This window comes from Bacteroides hominis, from assembly GCF_033042785.2.
Taxonomy (GTDB): domain Bacteria; phylum Bacteroidota; class Bacteroidia; order Bacteroidales; family Bacteroidaceae; genus Bacteroides; species Bacteroides hominis.
This window is the reverse complement of sequence record NZ_CP178829.1, coordinates 2,886,809-2,912,957: the sequence shown is the minus strand read 5'-3', so window position 1 is coordinate 2,912,957 and position 26,149 is coordinate 2,886,809. Positions and strand designations below refer to the sequence as shown.

Genomic DNA, 26,149 nt, shown 5'->3' with positions numbered 1-26,149 from the left:
AATATCTCCATTATTATCTTCTACCTCTTGAAGAGCCGCCACCTCCACCGGAAGAACGGGAAGAACCACCGCCGCCACCAGTAGAATAACTACGTGAACTGCTACCGGATGGTGAAGAATAACTGCGCGTAGACGAGCTACTACGAGAAGGAGTACTGTTGTACGAACGACGAGTGGTACCTTCATTAGAATAACTGCGTGAAGGAGTTGCCGAACTGCCACGGGTATAAGTAGAACTACTTCTAGTACTTGCCCTTCTGCCTCCCTCAGAGTAAGAAGGAGAACCGGTAGTAGCACCACCGCGAGTACCCTCGTAAGAAGAACTACTGCGTGTACTACTTGGACGCGTATAAGTGCTTCGGCGTGAAGAAGAAGCATCTGTACGGGTAGTAGATCCCGGACGTTCTCCCACTACACGTGTACCAATCACACGTCTGGCAGAATTTTGTCCTCTGCTATAAGAGGAGGTTCCGGACGAACGAACAGCAGAACCACTATTGGAACGAACTGCACCTGAACCATACCGACGAACAGTTGAAGGACTTCCATAGCTACTTCTTACAGCAGACGAACCACGGCGGGTATAAGTATCGTATCTTCCTGCCCAACTGCCTCCACCACCCCATCCGGGATGATAATGATGGTGATGTCCCCAGTAGCCGCCGCCATACCAGCCGCCCCAGTAACCACCCCAGTAGCCACCCCAATAACCAGGATAATAGCCTCCCCAGGCGTAATAAGGTGAAGACCATCCCCATCCCCAGCCCCATCCGGGACCATAAGAGTTATAACGCCAATCCCACCACAAGCGGTTGGTAAACGTTGGGAACGCATAAGCATAGAAACCGTCTGTATAAACATTCCAATCCCAAGAATTAGCTCCATAAACAATGTCCCAGTAAAGCGGACTGCTGATGCTTACCGCAAAACGAGGATTACGGAAACGAATGATACGTTCGGCATACTCGTAGTCATCCTGTGAGCCATTGAACCCGTTCACCCATTCACCATCCGGATCGGAGATAGCTTTTTCTTTTACATATAATGTATCGTCCTCCATTGCGAACTCATTATCTTTAGCATCGTAACGGCGGTTATACTCATCCACATCACGCATATCGCGTTTGTTTCCTTTACGGTCCTGAACCACTACCGTAGTACCCGGAGCCGTATAAATATTCGTGGTGACTGTCCTTTTTTCCGGTACCTTCTTTACAGGAGTCTTTTCTGCTTCCTGCTTTTTCTCCTTAGAAGGCACGAAATAAAGGTCGTCATTATTGCTTTGTGCCATCACAGCCAGTGGAAGGCACAGGGCAAACAGCGATAATAAAACAATCTTTTTCATATTTCCGTGGTTTATTGGTTACTTTATCTTTTTATTCACGTTACAAAGATAAGCAAGGTATTCACGCTACCGGATAGATTTTCCCCAAACAATAATAGGGATTTCCCTATTTTGCCGTTCTTTAACTTAACAAATCTCAACCCGATAAAAACAATGTTTACTTTGTTTCTATCTCTTTAAATCGTACTTTTGCAAATAAAAAAAACACTTATGAAGTACTTTGAGTTCACTTTTGATACCCATCCTTGCACCGAAACGGTGAATGATGTACTGGCTGCCGTGTTGGGTGAGGCCGGATTTGAAAGTTTTGTCGAACGGGAAGGCGGACTGACTGCTTATATTCAACAATCACTCTACAATGAAGAGACGCTGAAAACTGAACTGGCAAACTTCCCGATACCGGATACGGAAATTACTTATGTATTTACCGAAGCTGAAGATAAAAACTGGAACGAAGAGTGGGAAAAGAATTTCTTTCAGCCCATTGTGATCGGAAACCGTTGTGTGATTCATAGTACATTCCATCAAGACGTGCCCAAAGCGGAATATGACATCGTGATCAATCCGCAGATGGCTTTCGGGACGGGTCACCATGAAACAACCAGCCTGATTATCGGTGAACTGTTAGATAGTGAGCTAACCGGTAAGTCCTTGCTGGATATGGGATGCGGAACTTCAATCCTGGCCATCCTTGCACGGATGCGGGGAGCTCAACCTTGTACAGCCATCGATATTGACGAATGGTGTGTACGTAATTCGATAGAGAACATCGAACTGAACGGAGTGACAGATATTGCCGTTTCTCAGGGAGATGCTTCGGCTTTGGCAGGAAAAGGACCATTCGATGTAGTAATAGCCAATATCAACCGGAATATCTTACTGAATGACATGAAACAGTATGCAGCATGCATGCACCCGGGATCGGAGCTATATATGAGCGGATTTTATGTAGATGATATTCCGGTCATCCGACAGGAAGCGGAAAAGAACGGATTTACATTTGTACACCATCAGGAAAAGAATCGGTGGGCAGCAGTAAAATTTGTACTCTAATTAAAGTTCCTTTGAACATTCATCCTGTGCTCAATCATCTAAAAGAGCAGGAAACATAGCAATAAACGCAAATCCCACAAATATTCTGATTTTGTATCCATCAAAGAAATTAGTGGGATTTGCGTAGCTTACCTCTGAATAAAGTTCTTTGTTACTCTTGAAAGGTCCTTATTGGCTCTCAAACTCTTTTTTTACCTGTTTGCACCAGTCTTTTATTCGTTTATCAGTCATTTCCGACTGATTTTCAATATCAATAACCAGTCCACACCACTTGTCATCCCGCAAAGACCGTGAGCGTTCGAAACTATATCCGTCAATAGAGGTGAAACCAACAAGTGTGGCTCCGTCATTCTCAAATACTTCGGCAAGAATACCAATACCATCGGCAAAGTTTTCAGGATATTTCACTTGGTCGCCAAGTCCGAAGATGGCAACTTTCTTCCCTTTCAACTGAAGAGTACGGAGTTCGGGAAGTAGTTCGTCCCAATAAGTGGGCAACTCACCATCGAACCACGTGGAAGCTCCGACAATAAAGTTGTCATAAGCCTCAAAATCGTTTTGCCAGGCATTTTCGATAGCCACAGACTCGGCGGAAGCACCGAATTCCTTTTGTATCTTTTCAGCTACCCAAGAGGTTTTATCAGCTTTGGCAGCATAAAATATTCCTATCTTTTTCATGATTGCTTGCTTTTAATTAAAATTCCAGCAACTCTTTGGCTGCTTTATATATCTTTTCATCATTCGGCAGGATGGCACGCTCTAATATCGGATTGAAACCTACCGGAGTAAAGGTGGAGCCAATACGCTGTACCGGAGCATCCAGATAACGGAACATCTCTTCGGCAATCTGCGCGGCAATCTCAGCACCGAAACCGGAGAAGACTTTATCTTCATGTACAACCAATACTTTACCGGTTTTCTGCACAGAGGCAAAAATAGCCTCTTTATCCAATGGGATCAACGAACGGAGATCGATGACTTCGACACTGCCCAACCCCTCCTGAGCAAGACGTTCGGCTACGTTCAGGCAGAAATGAGTCGTATTCCCATAAGTAACTACAGTCAGGTCGGTCCCTTCACGACGGATACGGGCTTTACCAAAAGGGACCTCAAACTCTTCGGGCACAACAGCAGCAGCCTCTACTGAGTTGTAAAGTGCTTTCGGCTCCAGATAAAGAGTGAAACCTTTGGAACGCATACTGGTACGGAGTAATCCGGCAGCATCGTCGGCAAACGACGGACAAACGATGCGGGCACCGGGTAAAGTCGTAAGAGCCCCTTCGAGATTCTGCGAATGATACAATCCACCGCCAATGTAACCACCGGAAGCCAGACGAAGTGTTATATTAGGAGTAAACTTACCGTTACTACGCCAATACTCGTGCGTACACTCCACATACTGTTCTACGGCTGGCCAAAAATAGTCGGCAAACTCAGCTCCTTCGATAACAACATGTATTTTAGGGTCGAAGCGACACATACCGTTAGCGGTTCCCACAATATAGTCTTCAGCAATCGGGGCACTGAATACACGTGCATCACCAAACTCTTGCTGCATACCTTTGGTTACATTGAATACACCTCCTTTATCCTTATTGGCTACGTCCTGTCCCCAGATAAATGTATCGGGGTTACGACGGAACTCTTCTTTGAGAGTTTCGTTGATGGCATTCACCATAAAACTCTTCTCTCCTTCAACAGGTCCCGGAAGCCCGTCTTTATACTTTTGAGGGATATAAGGTTCGGGAAGTACAAAATCATAAATACTTTCCGGTTTCGGATCGGGAGCAGCCAAGGCCTTACGATTGGCTGCGGCAAGTTCCTTTTTAGCGGCAGCCTCTATTTGCTGGAGATCTTCCTCTGTCAGGCGTTTATAGCGCAATAGCATGCGGCGGAATTTCATCAACGGATCGGCCTCTTTCACATAAGCCAACTCGTTTTCGTCACGATAAAGCGTATGCTTATCCGAATTGGAGTGCGAACCGATACGGACACAATTAGCATGGACAATGACCGGAGTACGATTGGCAATAGCAAACTCACGAGCTTCGGTCATGGCATTCATCGAGTCGAACACATCTTTCCCATTGCAATGGATGATACGGAGATTCTTAAAACCGGAGAAATTATCGGCCACTTTACGGTTGGCTGTCTGATCCTTTTTGGGAACAGAAATGCCGTAACCGTTGTCCTGAAACACAAAGATCACCGGAAGACGTTCGTTACTGGCACCGTTGATGGCTTCATAGACAAAGCCTTCGGAAGTGGCGGACTCTCCGTGTGAAGTGATCGCAACACCTTTATGTCCATAATATACCATGGCGCGTCCCACGCCTGCCGCATGAAGATCATGTGTGCCGGTAGCAGAAGAGATATTCTCGATGTGCCATTCCGGTTTGGCAAAGTGATTGGACATATGACGTCCGGCACTGCCCGGATCGGTAGCTTTCGAAATTCCGTTCAAAATCAGCTCCTCCGGTGTCATTCCGGCAGAAAGAACCGTAAGCATATCCCGGTAGTAAGGGAAAAGATAGTCTTCACCAAGGGTAAAGACCTGCCCTATAGCGAGCTGGATACCGTCATGTCCGGCATAAGGAGCATGATAAGACCAGCCAAGGGATTGCAGCAGATAGGCGGGTGCTTTCTCATCGAGAGCGCGACCCAGGGTCATCAAATGATACCACTTGCGGAGGGTCTGTTCGTCAGTGGTTTTTATATCATATTTCTTCATTTTCAATCTTTTTAGTTAGTTTCACACAGCAGTCACTCTTTCCAGTTCTCCAGATAATCGGCAATGAAATGCAGGAAGTTACCTCCCAGCGAACCATCCACCACCCGATGATCGTAAGAGAGCGACAAGTACATCTTATGACGAATGGCAATCACATCGCCTTCGGGAGCCTCCACTACGGCCGGCTTTTTTTCGATAACTCCCACGCCAAGTATTGCTACCTGCGGCTGGTTAATGATTGGCGTACCGAACAACATCTTAAAAGTGCCGAAATTGGTAATTGTAAACGTACCTCCGTCAATATCATCGGGCATCAGCTTATTCACCCGGGCCTTTTTCGCCAACGAATCGATAGCTACGGCAAGTCCGTTAAGATTCAGGCGATCAGCGTCGTGAATCACAGGGACAATCAGGTTTCCGTCATCCTGAGAAACCGCAATGCCGACATTAATATGTTTCTTATACAGAATGTTATATCCATCCACAGACACATTCACTTGCGGATAGGCAGCCAATGCCTGCGCCGTAGCCTCAGCAATGGCAGGCATATAAGTAAGTTTCACCCCTTCACGACGGAAGAAGGCATCCTTATTCTTTTCACGCCAGCGAACCAACCGGGTGACATCGACTTCAACCACGTTGGTCACATGCGGAGAAACTTTCTTCGACATCACCATATGGTCGGCGATAATGCGACGAACACGATCCATCTCTTTCACCTCTACCGATGCGTCCGAAACAGAGGGGCTGAGGGACTGGGAAGCCACAGCTACAGGTTTCTTTGGCATTTCAGCAGCAACCGGAGTCGCAGGTGAAGAAGCAGGAGTGTTCACCTTAACCGCTGAAGACACCGCAACAGGGGCATCGGCAACCGGAGCACCTTTTTTCATTTCAATATAATGACGGATATCTTTTTTACTTAACCGTCCTTCATAACCTGTCCCGGGGATCGCATCCAGTTCTTCCTGGGGAATCTTTGCCTCCCGTGCCAGTTGGAGCACTGCCGGTGAGTACCAACGTTCTACTTTCGAGACAGTAGTTTCCGCTTTCACATTCGGAGCAGACGCGGCACTTGAAACTTCCGCCGCTTCGGAAACAGATGTATCTTCCGCGGAACCTTCAGTTTCCGATGTTTCTACGGAGTCTTCTCCATCCATATCTACAATAGCAACTACAGTGCCCACGGGCACAGTATCACCTTCTTTAAACAATATCTCCACCACCTTTCCGGAAACGGGAGAAGGGATCTCCGCACTCACCTTAGCGGTGTTTACTTCAAAAAGCACATCATCTTCATTGATCCTGTCGCCCACTTGTACCGACCATGACAGAATGGTTCCTTCGGTAATACTTTCGCCCAGTTTGGGCATTTTTATTTCGAATCTTGCCATACATACAATTATTTATTCTTTCACTTGTTTAAGTAGAACAAGATTTTGAAAAAGAATGTTTTAAGTTAGTGTTTTTTTTAAGTAATAGCTTGAAAAAAGAAGATTAATAAGCATCTGAGAAAACTGTTTATAATTCAATCCGGAATCAAAGTACTCCTATTACTACCTTAATAGTACATACATTCAACGCATATATCGGGAGACCGGTAAGCTAAAAACTTTATATTTTGATTAACGAGGTCTGGTAGATCGCCTGTATGACTCTTCATCAAGTGCATTGTATTTGTTCCCGCGCAACTCTTCAATGACTGTTTGTTCTGCCTTGTTGAATCCCTCGGAGACCGATGTCTCTGCAAAATATCTGAAAATCCAATTCCGGAACCTATCTGTAGGTATAGCCGGATAAAAATACTCTTTCAGATTCGTCACCTCACTACGGACCGAACGTACAGAAGGATGTAATCTGATATTTTCCTCTGACGGGGCTACGGCAAGCAGTGTATTCAGCAGTTTCAAATCCGTATCATACAGCAATGTGCAATGATACATCGCACGATTGCGATGTACGCATTGCGCACTGCCCGAAACCTTTCGCCCACCGACATAAATACCCAACCGTTCATCACCCGTCGCTGTCACTCCGGCAGCACTCAGCATTGTAATCGTTTTCTCCAGATAAGTCTCAAAACGTGCCAGGCGGGTAGTCTCAATAAATGTAAGATTGATATTACCCAGATCGTGATATACTGCGCCACCACCGGAAAAACGGCGGAATACAGGGATCTGTTTTTCACCTGCTACCGTTAAATTTACTTCCGCTTCCATCCGTTGATGCTTACCGATAATTATGGAAGGAGCACTTTGCCAAAGCATGAATACATCTTCCGTACCCTGTTTCAGCAAATACTCCTCAGCAGCCAAGTTAAAACCGGCATCCGTTGAAAAACTGTTGATGAAACGCATCAGGCAAACAGTGTTTCATGATAAATCTCACCGACTGTCGGGTGTGGAAAAACACTCTTTCTGAATTCATCGACCGTATAGCCCCGTTGGATAGCAATGCCCGCCACGACAATAATTTCCGAAGCCGGATTACCCAGCATGTGACAACCGATAATTCGATCATTATGATCGATAATCAGTTTGCAGAGTCCGTTACCTAATTCATTCTCGGCAACAAAACGTCCCGAATAAACCATTGGAAGCTTCTGTACCCGATAATAAATACCCTTAGCCATCAATTCTTCCTCTGTTTTACCAACGCCGGCAAGTTCAGGATTAGTATAAACCACACCGGGAACACAATTATAATTCATTGGATCATCTATACCCAAAATATGGTTAACAGCCACCTCTGCCTCACGGATAGCGGTATGTGCCAACAGTGAATAACCGGTAATATCACCACAAGCATATACACGTGGATGAGAGGTCAACATATGTTCATCCACTACTACACCGTTCCGGTGTAATTCGATATTCAGTTTATCCAATCCTACCTGAGTGATATTAGCTTTCCGACCTACACTTACCAATATCCGGTCCGCTTCAATAAACGAGCTCTTTCCATCCTTCTCCACTGTCACCCCTTTATCACTCACTTCTGTTACTTTTGTATTCAAATAGAAGTTTATACCTTTCTTTGTATAGTCGCCACGCAACATGGCACTCGTTTCTTTATCCATTACTCCGAGAATTTCCGGCATCATCTCGATAACCCGTACCCTGACGCCCATACTATTAAAGAATGAAGCAAATTCCATTCCGATTACTCCCCCACCGATAATGGCAAGTGAAGAGGGAAGAACGGTACTGTCCAATGCTTCACGCGAAGTCCAGTAATCTATATCCGAAAGCCCCTTTATAGGAGGAATCACTGTATCCGATCCTGTACAAACCATCAGATAGGTCGCCTCGTAAACATCTCCGTCACAATAGATGCGGAAGCCATTTTCACCCTCACCTTCTATCACCGCTTCTTTATCTATAATGTTCACTCCGTAAGAGTTCACCGTCATTCTTACCCCACCCGTCAGTTTCTGTACCGTCTTATTTTTCCGGTTAATCATTTTTTCCATATCAAATGTGGGAGCACTATCTACAGAGACACCATATTTCGGGGCACTCTTGATGCTATCAAGTATCTTGGCAGAATAGAGTAATGCCTTCGTAGGAATACATCCTTCATTGAGACACACGCCACCCATTGCTTTTTTCTCAAACAAAACGGCACGTAATCCGTTTGCTCCTGCCCGCTCGGCAGCGGTATATCCAGCGGGTCCCCCGCCAATGATAGCTATATCATATTTCATAATCGTATAATTTTTTAAGTTATTCCTACTATTAACAACAAAAAAGGATAGAGCTTAGTTTTAAGTTAATCCTGTATCTTTCATATGAAGAAGGAGAACAAAAGTAACAAGTCGCTTTTTTACCATAAACATAAGAAGGAAATATGTACTTTTGCAGCATCCATTAAAAATGGTCATAACATTATCATTAATAAAAAGAAGAAATGACACTGTTGATGTTAATCATAATCCTTTTAGTATTATTGCTGGGGCTCTATGCTTACTTGGGCGGATTCTCCGAGATTAAAGTAAGTACCCAAAAGTCCGGTGGAGAAACTATTGTCTACCAAGAAGTAACAGGCGACTATAAACAGACTAAAGCAATAACCAACAAGATCTATTATTACTTGTTGCACAAACTTAAAATAGAAGCCAACAGAGGCATAGGTATCTTTTATGATAATCCGAAAGAAATAGCCAAGGATAAGCTACGTTCGGAAATCGGTTGCATCATTGAGTCTAAAGACACTAACCGTTTGTCTATCAACGAATGCATGTACAAAATAAAAGTTCTACCGTCAGAAGACTATGCAACAGCTGAACTTCCACTCAAAAACGGGCTTTCCATATTTATTGGTTTTATCAAAGTATATCCTGCGCTGGATAAATATATATCAGAACAGGGTAAAAAGAAGGGTTCGGTCACCGAAATTTATGATATTCCAAATAGAAAAATTATTTATAGGCAAGCCCTGTTGAAATGCGATCAATAAGTGATGGCAGACCACAGAAAAATCTTTGGCAGATAACCAAAGAATAGGAATATCTCTTCTCAAAATAATTAGATAGAAGTAGTTTTACTAAATCTGCTATTCATATTTGCAGAGAGCTGATATCTAAAGAGCTTGTTGAATGTCATCCGATTTATAGGCATACAGATAAAAACAATTATAAAATAACATTTTATCAAAGAATCCATTTTTAGTAATATGAAGAAATTACTCTGTCCCCAGTGCAAAATCGCTGGTATGTACGTAAAAAACAGCCAAGGAGAGCGGTTATTAGTATACATCACCCAAAATGGAACAGTAGTCCCCAAATATCCGGAAGCCTCAACTGAGGGATTCGACTTTACGGAAGTATATTGCTTGGGGTGTTCCTGGCATGGCTCACCCAAGCAATTAACAAAGATTTAAAAAAGCAACATTTACAGACAATGTCGCCACCTCCTTTCCGGGGAGATGGCGACCGACTGAAACACTTCACTTCTCATCTGAATAAGGTATATAAGGGCTACACATATCCGTATTGTAACAGAGATTTCGCATAACTGTTTCCGTATTAATTAGATGTTTCAATTGTCCCACTGCCCGAAATCAATCCAAACCATCTTCGACATTTTGAGATCCGTTTTAGCCGAATCGTGTCCATAGCGAATACCACAGTTATAATGCACATAAGTCTTTTGCAAATTGATAGCATCGGTAATGGCAACAGAAACAACTCCGGGTTGCGCATCAGCTTCCAGAGAATAAATACACTGCTGCCGATGGAGCTTCATACTATTGTTGATGTGAGCCAGATAATTCTGGCGAAGAGTCCAGCCCCCCCATGTTACATAATTGGGAGTCATTGCCTGCGCAGCATCAATCCACCGCAACCCCTCGCTCGTTTCGTAAACAAAGGCTTCTGCTCTATCATAAAACTCTCCGGGAATAAACTGCCAGAGTTTACTGTATAACCCATTGCCATATTGTCCTTTACAAGAGTAATCCATCGACAATGTTTTATAAGATATTTCAGTAGACGATTCCTTGCCAAACGATACTTTGAAAGCCTTCCAAGGTTTTTCTTCCAGTTCAGCAGGTGATACGGATACAGATACTTTCCAAAAAGAATTCTCTGTATAGTTGGTTCCATGATTCACCGTTTGCGGCTGATAACTGATTTCCCGGAAAATCCCCCCATCCGAATGGACAGTGATCTCACTGGAGGCTTCCCGCATCAGGTTCCAGATGTAAGCATAGACATTGGCTCCTTTGGGCGTTGTATAGTCTTTGATATTAGCAGTGAAACCATTTCCCGCGTCGTTCGTTATACTCAATATACAATTGTTGTTCTTACTGTATATCTGGAAGTTATAGGCATCTATCGCCCAGGAGTTATCTATAATCACATCGGGTGCTGCCCCCTCTTTCATCTTATAAGGAACCGCCTGCATGGAATAGTTCATATCCCCCTGAGCATAACCGTAGATACGGTTATAAATTTCTATCCGCTTCAAAGCCTCCTTATCTGCCATTTGTGCATTATATGCAGGATCCGGATCGGTACCTTTGGGCAAAATATCCGCAGAACGGGTCAACAGTTGCTGGTTGAAAGAGGCCGCTCCCTTACCAATCATATTGTTTTTGGCATATGGATCGGCAGAAGGAAAGATTCGGTAATGCTGCACATTATCATAATTAATGGCATAATAACCCGGCTCCATATAAACTCCTATTAATGAAAGCATTTCGTTCTTTTGTTCCGGAGTATCCTGAGTGGCAATAACATAGAAATCTCTCTTATAGAACTTCAGCATGCGGAACAGAGAGACCGGATATTTACCGGAAACAACATCTTTGATATTCAGGATAACCGTCACATAGATATCCGGATTCTTGATATCGGCATCGAGTTCTGTCTCAGGATTTGTCATCTTATCATAGTCCACAATTGTCTTTTTCCCTATTTCCCAGGAAGTGGGAATGTTGTTGAACAAACGGGAAGTAATATCTTTCACTTCCGCATCATCAGTTCCCATGCGTACCAAGACTACATCTTTCTTATCGATCTCATTATCTTCATCAGGCACCGGAACATCATCGATAATATCCCTAACACATGCCCCTAAAAGAATGCTTGAGAACAGAAGTAGCATATATATCATTTTTGTTTTCATAATAATCTTTTTTTAATGGTTCGTTTTACCAGTTATTATAGTCAATCCACACCGTAGTTGTTTTATGCACATCTACTGTGGCATCATAAGCAGTGCCGGCACTACTTGGCAAAGGATGAATCACTGCGGCTCCCCAACTCGTGAACCAGGCTCCTCCGCGCTGTAACACCATTCCGTCAGTTATTTCAATGGCTACAACACCTGCCGACGCGCCGGTTGTACGAGCAGTAATAGCACATTCCTGATTGTAATTGAGCAAATTCTGGTTAAACTGCAAGTCATTGTTATAATCGCAAAAAACATTATCCGTGCCCGGGGTTCCCGCCACATGGTTGTAGAGAATATCATACCATGCGGGCGAAATCATGGCAACCCCATCGATCATACCATCTGCTTTCATTGCTTTATTCCCCTTGAAAAGGATTTCAGGATACCATTTCCAGCAATAATCCATCTCAGCATCGGTAATCGTACGGGTCACTTCACGGGTCATTTCCGCCAGCTGATAGATGATAGACTTTCCCCAACGATACTCACCCTTTAAAACAGGACTCGCTCCCAAATCAAACCCTACACTCTTTTCATACGCATGTTCAATGGTACTCTCAGTTTGCGGCAGTCCTGGTGCAAAATCAACCAATTTGAGATCTAATTGAGACTGTTCGTCGTCACGGATATTAATCTTTGTATAAGCATTATTCCGTAATCCCCATATCAGTGCCCAGAGTTCATACATGGGGGGATTATTCAAAGATACCAATGAATTATCGAGCCTGTTAGAAAATCCGTTGCCACCCGAACTGTAAACAGCAAGCATATTATCTCCATTGGTTGGCGCATAAATACGTAAATTATAAGCGTCAATAGTCCATTCTCTGTCAACCATCCCATCATACCTTTTATCTTCCCTTGGAGCATAATTCCTTGTTTCAGCAGTATAAGGTAACAACGTTTCATATCCAGTCATATGATACTTGTAATCACTGGTATAAACATAGAACCGGTTACTGATATAAATTTTCTTCATAGCATGCAAAGCCCGTTCGGTAACTTCAGGGGCAGAAGGATCATCCGTTGGACCGGGAGAAGAAAGCATACTACGGGTATGGGGGTTAAGACCATTCGTGCCACAGAGTTTCTTCAAAGCGTCCGGATCATTTGTGTCATAATAAGCATAACGCTGCTCGCGCGGGAAGCTAACTTTATAATACCCTTTATCTACATAAAGTCCGAAAAGTTTCAGCATCTGTTCCTTCAAATCTTCCTCCTTACCATCTTTGGCAATTAAAATCACTCCCTGACGATTGTGACGGATATCCTGTATCATTTCAAAATTATAAGTACCTGCTAAAAAGTCAGCGACATTGCCTACAATTGTCAGGTCGTTCAATGTATCTTTTGCCATAGATTCCAACGTTGCCAGCTTATCTGTACCAGGTAGATCATTAAAAGATATCATCTTGTCGTAATGGTTCACGGTTTGCAGTCGAACTGCAACTTTCTTTGTTTCCGCACTCGTTCCATTGAGCCAGATTAAGTAGTTTCCCGGACGGGAAGCTACATCGACATCATCCATATTCATAACGGTTGCAGCCGATAAATCCTCTGCACTGATCGGTTCGTCCGTATCGCAGGAGTAGAATGCAAGCAAAACAAATAGAAAAATGAATAAAGTTTTCATATCCATATGTGTTTAATAGTGAGACAATATGCCACATTTACCGGCTGAAATGTGACGGGTTCAATTACTTCGTCTATAAAAAGAGAACGTACAGCAAAAAGAATAGGTTCAAATCAACAGTAATTAAGGTTAATATACAGTCTATCAAAAAGAAGTAATCTATGCATGAAAGTACTGTAAATAGTACAATGTGGAAAGTTATTAGAACTTTCTAATTAGGTCATTTTAATTATTCCGGACAAGAAAAATATTCTATTTTAATAATGACAAGACATAAAACAGCATATAGAGTAATCAAAATCATCAGACAGAAGGGCACTCCATATTTAGTAAAGTTTTTTAGAATACAGACGCAGTATTTCCCGGTTAACGAAGTTTATCATCCCGGTAAGTAAACCAATACCTTCCCTCACGGGTTATACCACCAGTATTCACCCATTCACGATGTATCATGGATAAAAGTATTTTAATCAATAACGTTCAAATATTCGATGGCAGCCACGAGCAGACTATCCAGGGAAATGTACTGATAGAAAACAGCCGGATTAAAGCCATTTCAGAAACTCCGATCCCTATCGGAATTAGTAATCCCACTATCATCGACGGAAAGAGAAAATTCCTGATGCCCGGACTAATCGATGCACACTGGCATGCTTATATGTCATGCAATACAATGATGGATCTGCTGACTGCTGACACCGCTTATACACAATTCAAAGCCGGACAGGAAGCAGAGGCCACGCTACTACGCGGATTTACGACCATCAGGGATGCCGGTGGTCCGGTCTTCGGACTAAAACGGGCCATTGATGAAGGGATTCTTTCCGGACCACGTATCTATCCAAGCGGTTCCCTTATCTCTCAGACAGGAGGACATGGAGATTTCAGAGCGGTGTATGACGAACCGCGTCCATTCGATTGTTGCGGATTAACGCATACGGAAGAGATAGGTGCTGCCATTATTGCCGATGGAGTGGATGCCGTAACTGTTGCCGCACGCAACAATCTCCGCTTAGGAGCCAGCCAGATCAAGTTGATGACAGGCGGCGGAGTTGCTTCTCTATACGATCGGTTGGAAGACACACAGTTTTTTGAAGAAGAAATTCATGCTGCTGTCAAAGCGGCAGAAGATGCGGGAACCTATGTAATGGTGCATGTCTATGTGCCCAGAGCTATTCAACGAGCTATCCATGCGGGAGTAAAAAGTATTGAGCACGGACATCTGATTGATGAGGCGACTATGGAACTGATTGCGAAAAAAGAGATATGGCTCAGTATGCAGCCTTTCACTTTGGGAGATAATCAGTTCCCTACGAAAGAACAGCAGGAGAAACATGCTTTAGTAGTTCAGGGTACAGACCAGACATATCAACTGGCAAAGAAATATAAGGTCAAGTTGGCATGGGGAACAGATTTACTATTCAATCCGGCCAATACGAAAAACCAGAACCAAGGTATCCTCAAATTACAGAAATGGTTCAGCAATTTTGAAATTCTTAAAATGGTGACACATGATAATGCGGAGTTACTGGCCTTATCCGGTGCAAGAAACCCCTATCCAGGAAAGTTAGGCAGTATAGAAGAAGGAGCCTGGGCCGATTTAATCCTGGTGGATGGAGATGTACTGAAAGACATTACACTACTGGGCGATCCGGAAAGAAATTTCGCAATGATTATGAAGGGAGGAACAATATACAAGAATAAAATTTAATCTCACGTAGAAAAGCCCGACTCCCCTCCAAATAAAATTCCGGTTAACGCAGAATCAGCGATAACCGGAATTATATCCATTTAAACGGAAAGAATTAAGAATCCGCATATTACACAGATCGTTTTTCTCCCGTTACTGTAATTGAGTAAATCCCGACATTTCCGGATTTATACTTTCGGATCGTGTCTTCATCCAGATGTTCATATAACACTTCATCAGGAATAAGAACCGTTTTAGTCCTCGCAATACGAATATCCACAAAGTCGGCCTTTTCTATCTCCTGCAAATAATCTTCCTTTTGAATAGCACTTGCGATGCACCCTGCATACATCGCCGCATTATCAGTAAACTTTTTGGGGAATGTTCCATTAAGTACAACATCGGATATACAGAAATGTCCGCCAGGCTTCAGCACACGATAAATCTCTTTGAAAATAATATTCTTTTCAGGAAGCAGATTAAGTACACAGTTGCTCACAACGACGTCTGCCGTATTATCCAGTAAAGGCATATTCTCTATATCACCTTCCAAGAACTCCACATTGGCATATCCCCGTTTAAGTGCGTTGTTACGTGCTTTTGTTATCATTTGAGGGGAAAAGTCAATACCAATGACCTTACCGCTTTCACCTACTTCCGCACGGGCAATAAAGCAATCATTCCCTGCTCCCGAACCTAAATCAACCACTGTATCACCTTCACTGATATTGGCATATTGTGTAGGTAATCCGCAGCCGACCCCTAAATCCGCATCAGGTTCATAACCTTTCAAATTTGTATAGTCCTCACTCATTATGGTAAATACTTTTTTTGAAGCAGCCAAGGGGTTTCTACCGCAACAGCAACCTTTCAGCTCTTCTGCATTCAGAGCGAGCTCACTATAACGTTGTTTCACTAACTCCTTTAAATCTTGATTGTTTTTTATCTGATTCTTTTCCATCTTGTTCTCATTTTTAATCATACTATAATCTTCCGTATCCGATACTCTTCATTAAAATCGTATTGCAAGAATATCTGTTCGTAAATACACGAACAGATTTCATAAAAAAAATCCCTTTACCCACAACATGATGTCCCGGTACAGGTGCAATCGTTTAAAAACTCTACGAATAACAACCGGGCAAACTCCCAGTTCTCACGGTTGATGCAATACCGAACTTTAGGCGCTTCTATTTCTCCCTGAATCAATCCTGCATCTTTCAGTTCTTTTAAATGCTGTGAGACGGTTGCCTTGGCAATAGGCAACTCTTCATGGATATCCCCGAAATAACAACTATCCTGTTTCGCTAAGAAACTAAGGATAGCAATCCTCGCCGGATGTCCCATAGCCTTGGCAAAGCGGGCAAGCTGCTCCTGCTTTTCTGTGTACTGCTTTGTTTTCACTTTATCATTCTCCCATTGTTTATTGTTCGCAAAACAACGAACAGATTCTGAATTGACAAAACGAAGCAAGTTCTTTTTAGGAATGATTAAGAATATCTTATACCGGTCTCCAAAAGCTAACTATATCTATTTCAATGAAAGATAACAATACACATAAAAAGAGCTCTGAAATAAAAACTTCCAGAGCCCCTACCTCTTAAATACCTGTTTGTTACTCAACCACCATGATGCGGTCATTTAATCCCACTTTCGTATTTTCTTCCACAAAAATCTCTTTCACCACCCCATCAGCCACCGAACGAATTTCATTCTCCATCTTCATGGCGACCAACACACATAGCGGATCACCCTTCTTCACTTCGTCTCCTTTCTTCACATAAGTTTTCAGGATAACACCCGGCATAGGAGCCACAACCACCTGACGTCCTACGACATCTGCTCCGTTACGGGCATTATGAATCTTTTCCAACTCCCCTTTCAGTTCAATCTGATAAAGTTCCCCCTTATTCATAATGGTATAGGAGGAATGGGAAGTCGGAGATATCTGTACTCCGTGCGAATGATGATTGATGATGATGGAATAGATAGAATCACCTCCTACATTATAGTCCACATCATATACTTTTCCGTTGACCGCCACTTTCTTCACAGGCCCGTCTTCCAGTATCTCCACTTTATATTCACTGTCGGGCACATCCTGTATCTTGGCATAATAGGTTGCTAATATTGTTGTCATAATCATTCTGAGTTTAATAGTTATTGGCAGTCATCTGCAACTTGCCATAATATTTCCAAAGCGAATCTCCTACTACCGGAAGCGTAGTGGCGCGTGAAGCAGCCTCTTTTTCTTCTTCATAGTGCTTCAGCGCAGCAGCAATCACCGCTACAGTCGGATCGGTATTCTGCCTGCGCTTCAGGTCTTCCTTGTCGAAACGGGTGTCGATGAAAGTAGTATCGTATTCTCCTTTCAGGAAAGCCGCATTCTTCAACACACGCTGGTGGAAAGGAATCGTAGTCTTGATACCTAAAATCTTGTATTCTCGCAGTGCACGGGCCATATTCGAAATGGCAGAATCACGGTTACGCCCCCAACAACAAAGTTTGGCAATCATCGGGTCGTAATGTAGAGAAACCTCAAAGCCGGCGTAGGCAGCACTGTCCAAACGAACATTACGCCCTTCGGGAGCCTCACGGACAGTAATCACCCCGGGTGAAGGCATAAAGTTATTCTCAGGATCTTCGGCATAGATGCGGCATTCGATGGCAGCACCCCGAAATTCGACATCTTCCTGCCGGTAAGGGAGGCGGTTGCCCGCAGCCACCAGAATCATGTCTCGCACTAAATCCACTCCCGTACATTCTTCCGTCACCGGATGCTCTACCTGCAGACGGGTGTTCATCTCCAGAAAATAAAAGTTCTGGTCTTTGTCCATCATAAACTCCAGCGTTCCGGCACTGTAATAGTTGATTCGTTTGCAGGCTTCCACTGCCACCTTCAGCATTTTGGCTCGTGTTTCGGGCTTCACAAAAGGAGAAGGCGACTCTTCGATCACTTTCTGGTTACGCCGTTGAATGGAACATTCACGTTCGTACAGATGAATCACATTGCCATATTTATCGCCCAGTATCTGCACCTCAATATGATGCGGATTCTCGATATATTTTTCAATATAAACGGCATCGTTGCCAAATGAAGTTCCGGCTTCGGATCGCGAAAGGCGAAGTGCGGTTTCCATCTCCTCTTCACTGCGTACCAGACGCATACCTTTCCCACCACCTCCGGCAAGTGCTTTCAGCATGATGGGATAGCCTACTTCGGCAGCCACCTTTTTGGCTTCGGCAATGCCTTTCACCGGATCTTCCGTGCCCGGTACGATCGGTAAACCAGCTTCACGCATAATCCGGCGGGCCTCAGTCTTAATACCCATTCGGGCAATAATATCGGCACTCGGACCAATAAAGATAACCCCTTCTTCCTCACAACGACGGGCGAAGTCCGCATTCTCAGACAGAAAGCCATATCCCGGATGAATGGCAGCTCCCGTCTTTTTAGCAATCTGCAGAATCTTCTCCGGCTTCAGATAAGAGGTATCTTCCGGCGAATCGGAGATACAATAAGCCTCTTCGGCATAACGTACATGCAAGGCACCACGGTCTACGCGGGTATAAATAGCCACCGTAGCAATATTCATCACCCGACAGGTACGGAAAATACGCATGGCAATCTCGCCACGGTTCGCAACTAATATCTTTTTTATCATACGATGTTCTCCTCTGCTTTAAAGTGGAAGGTTTGAATGTTTCTTCGGTGGATTGGACTGCCGCTTATTAGCGAGCATCTCAAAACTGCGTATCAGGCGCATACGTGTAATGGCAGGGTCGATAACCTCGTCTACATAGCCCAATTCGGCAGCCCGGTACGGATTGGCAAATTTACTGCGATAATCATCCTGCAGCTCTTTTCTTTTCGCCTCGGCATCTGCGGCTTTGTCAATCTCTTTGCGGAACAGAATATTCACCGCACCGTCCGGCCCCATTACGGCAATCTCGGCAGTAGGGTATGCCAGATTTACATCTCCCCTGATATGCTTGGAACTCATTACGTCATAAGCACCGCCATAAGCTTTACGGGTAATGACAGTCACTTTAGGTACAGTGGCTTCGCAATAAGCATAAAGCAGTTTAGCACCGTTACGGATAATGCCGCCATACTCCTGATCCACACCCGGAAGGAACCCCGGCACATCGACCAGCGTGAGCAACGGAATATTGAACGCATCGCAGAAACGCACAAAACGTGCCGCTTTGATAGAAGCATTGATATCAAGTGTTCCGGCCAATGCCAACGGCTGATTGGCCACCACTCCTATCGTTTTCCCGTTCAGGCGGATATAGCCGATAACGATGTTACGGGCAAATTCTTCCTGCAATTCAAAGAAACTATTATCATCCGCCACGGCACGGATCATCTCTTTTATATCGTATGGCTGATTGGGGTTGGTAGGCACGAGTTCCGATAGTTCGGGCGTAAACCGCGTCGGAGAATCGGTGGTAGCCACAAACGGAGGTTCCTCCATATTATTGCCGGGCAGATAAGAAATCAGTTCACGGATGTAATTGATACATTCAATATCATTTTCGGCAGAAAGATGCGCCACCCCCGACTTCATGGTATGGACATCCGCCCCTCCCAGATCTTCTTTGCTGACCTCCTCCTGCGTAACACTTTTTACCACATCGGGACCGGTAATAAACATATAACCGGAGTTTTTGACCATCAGGATAAAATCGGTCAATGCAGGCGAATAGACTGCCCCGCCCGCACACGGACCCATGATGGCACTGATCTGCGGAATGACACCCGAGGCTAAAGAATTGCGTAGGAATATCTCCGCATAACCGGCCAACGAACGGACTCCTTCCTGAATGCGGGCTCCTCCGGAATCGTTCAGTCCGATGATGGGTGCCCCCATCTGCATAGCCATATCCATCACTTTACAAATCTTCTTGGCATACGTTTCGGACAGTGCACCGCCAAAAACGGTAAAATCCTGAGCAAAAACATAGACAAGCCGTTTGCCGATCATTCCGTATCCGGTCACAACCCCGTCACCGGAAATCTTCTGTTTCTCCATACCGAAATCGGTACAACGGTGGGTTACCAGTTTATCGAGTTCAATAAATGACCCTTTCTCCAGAAGCAGGTCGATGCGCTCACGTGCCGTCAGTTTTCCGACAGAATGCTGTTTCTCGATACGGGCGTCTCCGCCACCTTTTTCAGCTTGCCTGTTCAGTTCTTCCAGGCGATTGATAAGCTCTTTCATAGGCTATTATTTTAAAGTATATGTAAAGTTAGCATGTAAAAAAGAGAATAGATGTAATCCAAATTACAATTGCTTGTTTATTTTCATCCTCTTTCCCGGAGAAAATGAAAAGTTTGGAATCCCGACTTTATTAGGATAACAATTATTTGCTTAAAAATGTTAGCGTGCATGTCCTATAACATTATTTTGAGTATGAGTCAACAAACTTCCCCTCTCAGACGTTTAATCTCGCAAATAGTTTATGTAAAAACCTAGACCAAAATGAAAATGAGAACAATCAAACTTTTTTTAGCAGCATGCTTCCTGCTTGTGTTTGCCACAGGCATACATGCACAAGAGCAGGGAACAAAAACTTATCTGCCCAAGTTTGCCATCAAAACCAACGCCCTCTACTGGGCTACCAGTACTCCGAACCTGGGATTTGAAGTGGCTTTGGCGAAAAAACTTACTCTTGACGTATCGGGCAACTACAACCCCTGGAAATTCTCCAAAAACAGACAAATCAAGCACTGGCTGGTACAACCCGAACTCCGTTACTGGCTTTGCGAACGTTTCAACGGTAGCTTTTTCGGCCTGCACGGCCATTACGCCGATGTCAACATGAGCAATCTCGACATCTTCGGATTGGGCAACTACCGCTATGACGGTAAGATATACGGTGCAGGTATCTCTTACGGTTACCACTGGATACTCAAGAATCGCTGGAGTATGGAAGCTACCATCGGTGCAGGATATGCCCGCCTGAACTACGATAAATATGCGTGTGGCAAATGTGGTGAAAAGCTGGGACATAACAACAAGAACTATTTCGGTCCGACGAAAATAGGACTCAGCATTATTTATACTATCAAGTAAATCCCCCCACACATTCTCCGGAACCAATTATAAAAAACTAAATCAATAGTAACAATGAAAAGAAAAATCATATATTTCCTCTTGGCCCTCGCAGTTGTTATGCCGGCCAGTGCCCAGAAATTCTTTAAAGATGCCATCAGTCTATCCGATGTTTCGCTGTGGCAACAAGGCAATTCGCTTTATGTAGACATGCAGGTCGATATGAAGAATCTAACGGTCAGTCCCGAACGTATGCTCACACTTACTCCGCTCCTGACAGACGGACAGCACAACGTAGCGCTGGAAGAGATCATCATTAACGGTAAACGCCGTCAGAAAGCTTACTTACGCGGATTAGCCATCAGCCGCGAACTGCCTGCCGGTATCGTGGTGCCTTATAATAAAAGAGAAGTACTCAATTATGCCCAAGTGATCCCTTATGAACCCTGGATGGCAAATGCCTCACTGAATTTGGTTGAAAACCTCTGCGGATGCGGCAATAACGAAGAGATGCTCGCACAGGAACTGATCACCAACGATGTCTCTACCGAAGCCAAACGCCTGAGCGCCATGGTACCGGTGGTTGCTTATATTCAGCCTACCGTAGAAGTTGTGAAAAACCGTAGCGAGCAATATGAGGCCCACCTCGATTTCCCTGTAAGCAAAGCTGTTATCCAACCGGAATTCATGAATAACCACAAAGAGCTGATGAACATTCATGCTATGTTCGACAAGATTCAGAATGACAAGAACCTGACAGTAACAGAAATCAGTATCGAAGGATTCGCTTCACCGGAGGGTCCGTTGAAATTCAACGAACAACTGTCGCAGAAACGTGCCGAAGCTCTGAAGAATTATCTGACTACCAACGAAAAAGTTCCCGGCAAACTTTACAAAGTAACTTTTGGTGGTGAAAACTGGGACGGATTGGTACAAGCATTGGAAAAATCGTCAATGAAGGATAAAGATAAATTTATCGGTATCATCAAGAATACGACTGACGATGCACGCCGCAAACAGGAAATCATGCGCGTGGACGGAGGCGTACCCTACCGTACGATGTTGAAAGAGATTTATCCCGGACTCCGCAAAGTGAACTGCAAGATAGACTACACCGTAGCCAACTTCGATGTAGAGCAAGGACGGGTGGTGATAAAAGTCAACCCGAAATACTTGAGTCTGAATGAGATGTATCAGGTGGCCAACAGCTATCCAAAAGGAAGCAACGACTTCGTGAATGTATTCGACATCGCTGTACGTATGTATCCGAACGATGAAGTAGCCAACCTGAATGCCGCCGCCGTATCACTGACCAAGAAAGATCTGGAAAACGCAATCAAGTATATGGATAAAGCCAACCATCAAACAGCAGAATTCATCAATAACGTAGGTGTATACAACTTCCTCAATGGAGATGTACAACGTGCTGTCGCTGCCTTCAACCAAGCTGCCCAGATGGGTAACGAGGCCGCTAAAGCCAACCTGCAGCAGCTGCAACAGATCTTGAATATGAAGAAAAAATAAATCCCCGGCATTGGGGTGTAGCCATCCGATGAAAAGGGTGTAGCTATCCGGACCAAAGGGTGTAGCCTTTCCATGCGGAGGGCTACACCTTTTTATTTAACGTGAGTTCGATATAACTTAAAACATAGAAAACTACCTGTCTTTGAAAAAATTAACATCAACTGCAGACTTCTTTTTAAAGAAACAGTAAGCCGCAATGGCAGAGTGAATTAGCAATAAAGTTATTATCACCCCATGGAACATTTTCCACGTTCGGCATGCCCTCTAAAAGTTTCATGAATCAGTATGCGTTGATTACAACACACACGAAGTGGGGTGGAATCCACGAAACGCCTGCAAGATATACGGTTTTGGAAAAAATATACCAGATGTTTGCAAACATATTCCTTGTAATAATGCCTAAAACAACGGAAACCTCCCGAGTGGAATAAGATAAGGATGACCGTGATTTCATCATCATTCATACGATTAGGTTTATTCCGGTTCATAAGTACCGGAATAAACCTAATCGTATATTTTTCTTGCTATAATGCAAATTTATGGAGGAAATCGCCAGCCAAACAATATATTTATGTAACTTTAGCCTCTGAAAATATAGCAGTAATTGTTTTTAATGTTATAATTTAGCACTATAAATTTAATACTTTTATCGCCACGTTACTATTATTCAGAGACATAATTTAATACTTATATCGAACTCACGTCAAACTTAGGATAATGAAAAACACTTTGCTTGTATTATTATATCTTACATTGAGTTTAAATAATGTTTTTTCAAAAGAGATTCAACTCAAAGGTCAAACCGTAGATAGCTTAACGCTTGCTCCTGTTACGATGACGCTTGTAAGCGTTATCGACAACAACAATAAGATGCTGTTTACCGGTATGGTTGAATCGGAAGATGCCTCTTTTGCATTCGATAAGATCAAAATAGATAAAGGCGGTTGTCAGGTTGTAATAAGCAATAACGGATATTTTACTAAAAATATTGTTCTTGATGAACAAGCGATTGAACGGGAAATTGATTTGGGCGTCATCCCTCTGAAAGCGATAGAGCTCAGCATGGAGATGGATCAAGTAACCGTATTGGGTAATTACAGAACCCGGGTATCTGTAGACAAAACGTCCTATATTATCGACAGTCTCAGGTTAAAGAATGTATATACATCTACTGATCTTATGCGTAAGATACCGGAAATTGCTGTAGATGAACTAAGCCGGAAAATAAGAATTATGGGTAAAGAGAATACCCTTGTATTGCTTAATGGCGTGAATACCGGAACTTCGGTAGATATGCGCTCAATCAACTTCAGGGATGTGGAAAAAGTAGAGGTGATTACTTCGCCGTCAAGTGGCACGGAAGTGGAGTATGACGGTATTATTAATATCATACTCAAACCTAAGGCTCAAAAAGGCATTTCGGTTGATGTTGAAGAAACGCTGAAATTAGATTTACGCTCTAACGACACTTATGTGGGAGTAACGTGGGGATCGGACAAAGTGAGACTAAAAATGTCTTATGATAACTATTACCGTGCCAATCCATTCGATATCCAACAACAACGTACCGACCAATTAACGGACGAACTATATGGAAAAATTGGATATTCGGCTAAACCTTTTGAAATGACACATGACATCGGTCTTAATCTCGACTACCAAATAACCCCACGTGACTTTTTCAATATCACCACCAGCACTAAGCAGGTTCGTACTCGTAAAGATATTGATTATTCAGCCTTCAATATCATTGACGGGAAGCAGTACGATCTTTCGCCGTTTAACACTCGTTTTGCCAATAGGTACTGGATGGGTAACTATACGTTATATTATCGCCATTCGATGAAAAATAAGGCGAAGGATTACTTTTCTATTAATGCCAATTTCGGCTTTATGGATGCGATTGAAGATGTTGATACTAAATATCAGGATGGAACTCAGCCTTTTATGAATCGTGAATTGGGAAATAAATTTTCGACTACGTTACGAGTAGAGTACAATAACGTTTTAAGTGACGTTTTTCATCTCAACACAGGCGTGCAAGGCTATTTTCAGGATTTTAAAGGTTCGCTCAACAATGAGCCGAACGAAAATAACCTGAAGAACTATCGTTGTAACCTATTTGCCGATCTAAACGCCTCTGTTGGCAAGTTTCAATTTAGAGTCGGTGCAAAAGGCGAAGTAAATGCAAACGAGTTTAAGGACAAAGCTTATGGCTCCAGTTCACAGTTTACACTTATGCCAACGGCTGCTGCTATAATGAAAATAAATAATGAAAACACTCTGAAAGCTGAATTCAAATACCTTACAAACTATCCATCAGCATGGATGATGGCACCGTATGAAATAAAAGATGACGAAAAGACCATATCACGAGGCAACCCCAATCTCAAACTCCAACAATACAAAGTGTTTGAACTAACATACACTTATAGAACGGATGCCATAACCATCAACACTATACCATACTATCATAAAAGTAATAATCTGATAGTAAACCAAATTTTACACGACAATGAGCTAAACACAATAAGCACATTTACAAACGGAGGTAAGCTTGAGAGAGCGGGTCTGAGAATCAATGGTTCACTCAACTTCCTTGGTGGAGCGATTAGCATTGACCCTGAGCTTAGTGCGGCTTATGAGATTATGGGCTACAATGGCGTTAAGCGAAGTAATTTTCTGTATAAACTCGGCGGAACTGTCATGCTTGCTTTTCCAATGGGATTCGGTTGCGGCACTTACGGATCATATAATAGTAAGACTCTTACTACTACAGGATATATAGCTCCACTTCGTTCAATTAACGCCATCTTCATAATGAAGCATTTTGACAAATTGAATCTCAACGTTTTTGCAGGCTATCAATCCATAGTGGAATCAGCAGAAGTGGTGCATACTATTAGTGATACTTATTCACAAAGAGACTATTTTAAGCTTAATTCAAAAGGTTTCATGTTCCGGATCAATTACTATTTCACGGCAGGTAAATCAAAACGGATGGAGAAGGTAAACACTTATTTCGATAATGATCGTAAATGAGTAAATGTAAAAAGTTTAAGTTTTATTCTCAATATAATGCGATGGATTGTGGCACAGCCTGTCTGGCTATGATCTCGCATTATTATGGCCATAATCTGACACGCGATAAAATTGCCGAATTATGGAATGGCGTATCTATGCTATCGCGCAATCTTTAATATAGTCGCAAGTCTACAATCCAAGAACTCACAGAAATTCAATTACTCCTTGCATTCTTCATTCAAATAAAAATCACTTTGTAATTCTTCAAAAATCACACAAAACGAAACAATAGATCTGAGTATCTATTTCACATAGCTGCCATTGCGGCTTACTGTTTCTTTGAAAAGAAGCCTGCCATTGATGTTAATATTATCAAGGACAGGCAGCTTGCCATGTTTTAGATTATATCGAAC

The 26,149-nt window shown here is 43.2% G+C and carries 20 protein-coding genes and 4 pseudogenes; 9 read left to right on the top strand and 15 right to left on the bottom strand.

The features are described from left to right. Window positions 1–13: 13 nt before the first annotated feature. The gene (locus R3O62_RS12195) at window positions 14–1,345 is read right to left on the bottom strand and encodes a hypothetical protein (RefSeq protein WP_234164448.1); all 1,332 of its coding nucleotides are present in this window, start codon (window positions 1,343–1,345) and stop codon (window positions 14–16) included. A gap of 210 nt (window positions 1,346–1,555) precedes the next feature. On the opposite strand from R3O62_RS12195, the gene prmA reads away from it, so the two are divergent. Further along, complete coding sequence (prmA, locus tag R3O62_RS12190; protein ID WP_005776412.1) at window positions 1,556–2,398, top strand: 50S ribosomal protein L11 methyltransferase; 843 nt, start codon at window positions 1,556–1,558, stop codon at window positions 2,396–2,398. A 168-nt stretch (window positions 2,399–2,566) separates the two neighbouring features. On the opposite strand, the gene R3O62_RS12185 is transcribed toward prmA, so the two are convergent. The 6 genes and pseudogenes from R3O62_RS12185 to lpdA all read right to left on the bottom strand — a co-directional run bounded on the left by R3O62_RS12185 (window position 2,567) and on the right by lpdA (window position 8,832). Then, entirely contained in the window at window positions 2,567–3,076 is a 510-nt protein-coding gene (locus tag R3O62_RS12185; protein WP_005809092.1) for a flavodoxin, read from the bottom strand. Between the two features lie 16 nt (window positions 3,077–3,092). Then, window positions 3,093–5,129: an alpha-ketoacid dehydrogenase subunit alpha/beta gene (locus R3O62_RS12180; RefSeq protein ID WP_005819279.1), complete on the bottom strand. Its 2,037-nt coding sequence runs from the start codon at window positions 5,127–5,129 to the stop codon at window positions 3,093–3,095. Between the two features lie 32 nt (window positions 5,130–5,161). Continuing rightward, window positions 5,162–6,154, bottom strand: a pseudogene (locus tag R3O62_RS12175) (dihydrolipoamide acetyltransferase family protein); the annotation flags it as partial. Between the two features lie 198 nt (window positions 6,155–6,352). Further along, window positions 6,353–6,499, bottom strand: a pseudogene (locus tag R3O62_RS12170) (biotin/lipoyl-containing protein); the annotation flags it as partial. 252 nt (window positions 6,500–6,751) lie between these two features. Then, a complete protein-coding gene (locus R3O62_RS12165; protein WP_317472622.1) occupies window positions 6,752–7,483 on the bottom strand; it encodes a lipoate--protein ligase family protein in 732 nt (243 codons plus the stop codon). Further along, entirely contained in the window at window positions 7,483–8,832 is a 1,350-nt protein-coding gene (gene lpdA, locus R3O62_RS12160; RefSeq protein ID WP_317472624.1) for a dihydrolipoyl dehydrogenase, read from the bottom strand. Before lpdA ends, R3O62_RS12165 begins: the two co-directional genes overlap by 1 nt. A gap of 215 nt (window positions 8,833–9,047) precedes the next feature. Here lpdA and R3O62_RS12155 point away from each other — a divergent pair, with 215 nt between their 5' ends. Both R3O62_RS12155 and R3O62_RS12150 read left to right on the top strand, forming a co-directional pair. Then, a complete protein-coding gene (locus R3O62_RS12155) occupies window positions 9,048–9,584 on the top strand; it encodes a hypothetical protein (RefSeq protein WP_227559354.1) in 537 nt (178 codons plus the stop codon). Window positions 9,585–9,800: 216 nt separating this feature from the next. Beyond that, on the top strand, window positions 9,801–10,007 hold the full coding sequence (locus R3O62_RS12150; RefSeq protein ID WP_005809105.1) for a hypothetical protein: 207 nt from the start codon (window positions 9,801–9,803) through the stop codon (window positions 10,005–10,007). A 158-nt stretch (window positions 10,008–10,165) separates the two neighbouring features. On the opposite strand, the gene R3O62_RS12145 is transcribed toward R3O62_RS12150, so the two are convergent. Next, the gene (locus tag R3O62_RS12145; RefSeq protein WP_005809107.1) at window positions 10,166–11,755 is read right to left on the bottom strand and encodes a hypothetical protein; all 1,590 of its coding nucleotides are present in this window, start codon (window positions 11,753–11,755) and stop codon (window positions 10,166–10,168) included. A 25-nt stretch (window positions 11,756–11,780) separates the two neighbouring features. After that, the gene (locus tag R3O62_RS12140; protein WP_005809109.1) at window positions 11,781–13,436 is read right to left on the bottom strand and encodes a hypothetical protein; all 1,656 of its coding nucleotides are present in this window, start codon (window positions 13,434–13,436) and stop codon (window positions 11,781–11,783) included. 451 nt (window positions 13,437–13,887) lie between these two features. Here R3O62_RS12140 and R3O62_RS12135 point away from each other — a divergent pair, with 451 nt between their 5' ends. Further along, on the top strand, window positions 13,888–15,147 hold the full coding sequence (locus R3O62_RS12135) for a metal-dependent hydrolase family protein (RefSeq protein ID WP_032531869.1): 1,260 nt from the start codon (window positions 13,888–13,890) through the stop codon (window positions 15,145–15,147). 109 nt (window positions 15,148–15,256) lie between these two features. Here the strand turns inward: R3O62_RS12135 and arsM are convergent, their stop codons facing one another. The 5 genes from arsM to R3O62_RS12110 form a co-directional block, all read right to left on the bottom strand. Then, a complete protein-coding gene (arsM, locus tag R3O62_RS12130) occupies window positions 15,257–16,087 on the bottom strand; it encodes an arsenite methyltransferase (RefSeq protein ID WP_005809113.1) in 831 nt (276 codons plus the stop codon). 116 nt (window positions 16,088–16,203) lie between these two features. Then, window positions 16,204–16,530 (bottom strand): ArsR/SmtB family transcription factor, encoded by a 327-nt coding sequence (locus R3O62_RS12125; RefSeq protein WP_005776397.1) that lies wholly within the window; start codon window positions 16,528–16,530, stop codon window positions 16,204–16,206. Between the two features lie 211 nt (window positions 16,531–16,741). Beyond that, window positions 16,742–17,266 (bottom strand): biotin/lipoyl-containing protein, encoded by a 525-nt coding sequence (locus R3O62_RS12120; RefSeq protein WP_005809115.1) that lies wholly within the window; start codon window positions 17,264–17,266, stop codon window positions 16,742–16,744. A 13-nt stretch (window positions 17,267–17,279) separates the two neighbouring features. Next, the gene (gene accC / locus R3O62_RS12115; protein ID WP_014298606.1) at window positions 17,280–18,791 is read right to left on the bottom strand and encodes an acetyl-CoA carboxylase biotin carboxylase subunit; all 1,512 of its coding nucleotides are present in this window, start codon (window positions 18,789–18,791) and stop codon (window positions 17,280–17,282) included. 18 nt (window positions 18,792–18,809) lie between these two features. Beyond that, the gene (locus tag R3O62_RS12110; RefSeq protein WP_317472626.1) at window positions 18,810–20,354 is read right to left on the bottom strand and encodes an acyl-CoA carboxylase subunit beta; all 1,545 of its coding nucleotides are present in this window, start codon (window positions 20,352–20,354) and stop codon (window positions 18,810–18,812) included. Window positions 20,355–20,621: 267 nt separating this feature from the next. On the opposite strand from R3O62_RS12110, the gene R3O62_RS12105 reads away from it, so the two are divergent. Both R3O62_RS12105 and R3O62_RS12100 read left to right on the top strand, forming a co-directional pair. After that, the gene (locus tag R3O62_RS12105; protein WP_032531925.1) at window positions 20,622–21,209 is read left to right on the top strand and encodes a DUF3575 domain-containing protein; all 588 of its coding nucleotides are present in this window, start codon (window positions 20,622–20,624) and stop codon (window positions 21,207–21,209) included. A 54-nt stretch (window positions 21,210–21,263) separates the two neighbouring features. Further along, window positions 21,264–22,712, top strand: coding sequence for a DUF3868 domain-containing protein (locus R3O62_RS12100; RefSeq protein ID WP_032536319.1), 1,449 nt, complete (start codon window positions 21,264–21,266; stop codon window positions 22,710–22,712). A 230-nt stretch (window positions 22,713–22,942) separates the two neighbouring features. On the opposite strand, the pseudogene R3O62_RS12095 reads toward R3O62_RS12100, so the two are convergent. Further along, window positions 22,943–23,281: pseudogene (locus R3O62_RS12095) on the bottom strand (transposase); the annotation flags it as partial. Window positions 23,282–23,429: 148 nt separating this feature from the next. On the opposite strand from R3O62_RS12095, the gene R3O62_RS12090 reads away from it, so the two are divergent. From R3O62_RS12090 to R3O62_RS12080, 3 genes and pseudogenes are all read left to right on the top strand, one after another. Next, window positions 23,430–25,754 (top strand): TonB-dependent receptor plug domain-containing protein, encoded by a 2,325-nt coding sequence (locus R3O62_RS12090; RefSeq protein ID WP_317472627.1) that lies wholly within the window; start codon window positions 23,430–23,432, stop codon window positions 25,752–25,754. Further along, a complete protein-coding gene (locus R3O62_RS12085) occupies window positions 25,751–25,912 on the top strand; it encodes a cysteine peptidase family C39 domain-containing protein (protein ID WP_005809124.1) in 162 nt (53 codons plus the stop codon). The genes R3O62_RS12090 and R3O62_RS12085 overlap by 4 nt, the downstream gene beginning before the upstream one ends. Window positions 25,913–26,050: 138 nt before the next feature. Further along, window positions 26,051–26,137, top strand: a pseudogene (locus R3O62_RS12080) (IS982 family transposase); the annotation flags it as partial. Window positions 26,138–26,149 lie beyond the last annotated feature (12 nt).